Origin of the sequence: Cupriavidus sp. SK-4, assembly GCF_000611125.1 — a bacterium.
Taxonomy (GTDB): domain Bacteria; phylum Pseudomonadota; class Gammaproteobacteria; order Burkholderiales; family Burkholderiaceae; genus Cupriavidus; species Cupriavidus necator.
On record NZ_JFJW01000070.1, the window covers coordinates 1 to 1,613 of the forward strand.

The 1,613-nt window shown below is 66.5% G+C and carries 2 protein-coding genes; both read left to right on the forward strand.

What is annotated here, in order from left to right:
* Positions 1-386, forward strand: a 386-nt coding sequence (gene pgk / locus CF68_RS15620; protein WP_035820286.1) for a phosphoglycerate kinase, incomplete at its 5' end; no start/stop codon positions are given.
* Between the two features lie 42 nt (positions 387-428).
* Positions 429-1,466: a class II fructose-bisphosphate aldolase gene (fba, locus tag CF68_RS15625; RefSeq protein WP_035820287.1), complete on the forward strand. Its 1,038-nt coding sequence runs from the start codon at positions 429-431 to the stop codon at positions 1,464-1,466.
* Positions 1,467-1,613: the final 147 nt, after the last annotated feature.

A 1,613-nucleotide genomic window follows, 5' to 3' on the forward strand; every position in this document is an offset into this window, starting at 1 on the left:
CCAAGGAATTCAGCGCCACCGCCGCGGCCACGGTCAAGGACGTCAAGGACGTGGCCGACGACGACATGATCCTGGACATCGGCCCCAAGACCGCCGCGATGCTGGCCGAGCAACTCAAGGCCGCCGGCACCATCGTCTGGAACGGCCCGGTGGGCGTGTTCGAGTTCGACCAGTTCGGCAACGGCACCAGGGTGCTGGCCCAGGCCATCGCCGAATCGAAGGCGTTCTCGATCGCCGGCGGCGGCGACACACTGGCCGCGATCTCCAAGTACGGCATCGCCGATCGCGTGGGCTATATCTCCACGGGCGGGGGCGCGTTCCTGGAATTCCTGGAGGGCAAGACGCTGCCCGCGCTGGCCGTGCTGGCACAGCGCGCCGCCGCCTGAACCCGACCTCACCGATTCTGCAATCAGTAAAGGAGCTTCATCATGGCACTCATTTCCTTGCGCCAGCTGCTGGACCATGCGGGAGAGTTCGGCTACGGCGTGCCGGCCTTCAACGTCAACAACCTGGAACAGATCCACGCCATCATGGAGGCGGCCCAGGAAACCGACAGCCCGGTCATCCTGCAGGCCTCGGCCGGCGCCCGCAAGTACGCCGGCGAGGCTTACCTGCGCCATATGGTGCTGGCCGCGGCCGAGACCCATCCGGACATCCCCATCGTGCTGCACCAGGACCACGGCTCCAGCCCGGCGATCTGCCAGGCCTCGATCCGCTCCGGCTTCACCAGCGTGATGATGGACGGCTCGCTGCGCGAAGACATGAAGACCCCGTCCGACTACGACTACAACGTCGACGTCACGCGGCGCGTGTGCGAGATGGCGCATGCGATCGGCGTGTCGGTGGAGGGCGAACTGGGCTGCCTGGGCTCGCTCGAAACCGGCCAGGCCGGCGAAGAGGACGGCGTGGGTGCGGAAGGCACGCTGTCGCACGACATGATGCTGACCGACCCGGCCCAGGCGCGCGACTTTGTCGCCCGCACCGGCGTGGATGCGCTGGCGATTGCCATCGGCACCAGCCACGGCGCCTACAAGTTCTCGCGCAAGCCCACCGGCGACATCCTGGCGATGGACCGCATCCGCGAGATCCATGAGCAGATCCCTGATACCCACCTGGTGATGCACGGCTCCAGTTCGGTGCCGCAGGAATGGCTGGAGATCATCCGCCAGTACGGCGGCGACATCAAGGAGACCTACGGCGTGCCGGTCGAGGAGATCCTGCGCGGCATCAAGATGGGAGTGCGCAAGGTGAATATCGACACGGATATCCGCCTGGCCATGACCGGGGCGATCCGCAAGTCCTTGTCCGACGACCGCAGCGAATTCGATCCGCGCAAGGCGTTGCTGGCGGCCAAGAAGGGAGCGAGGAGCGTGGTCAAGCTGCGCTTCGAGGCCTTCGGCTGCGCCGGGCAGGCCTCGCGGATCAAGCCGGTGCCGCTGGAGCGGGTGGCGAAGCTTTATTCCTGAGGGCGTCGCCCGATGCGCGAATGGCGGGAATCAGCAAAGTGGGCCGTCTGCAGTACCACGAGCCCACGCATACGCTCCCCTCTCCCGCGCGCGGGAGAGGGGTGGGGGTGAGGGCCGGAGCATCAACGAAGTAAAAGCCGTCGGTAT

Bases quoted from the DNA above. Each gene is read 5' to 3' on its own strand.
- fba (WP_035820287.1), top strand. From the start codon at position 429: ATGGCACTCATTTCCTTGCGCCAGCTGCTGGACCATGCGGGAGAGTTC.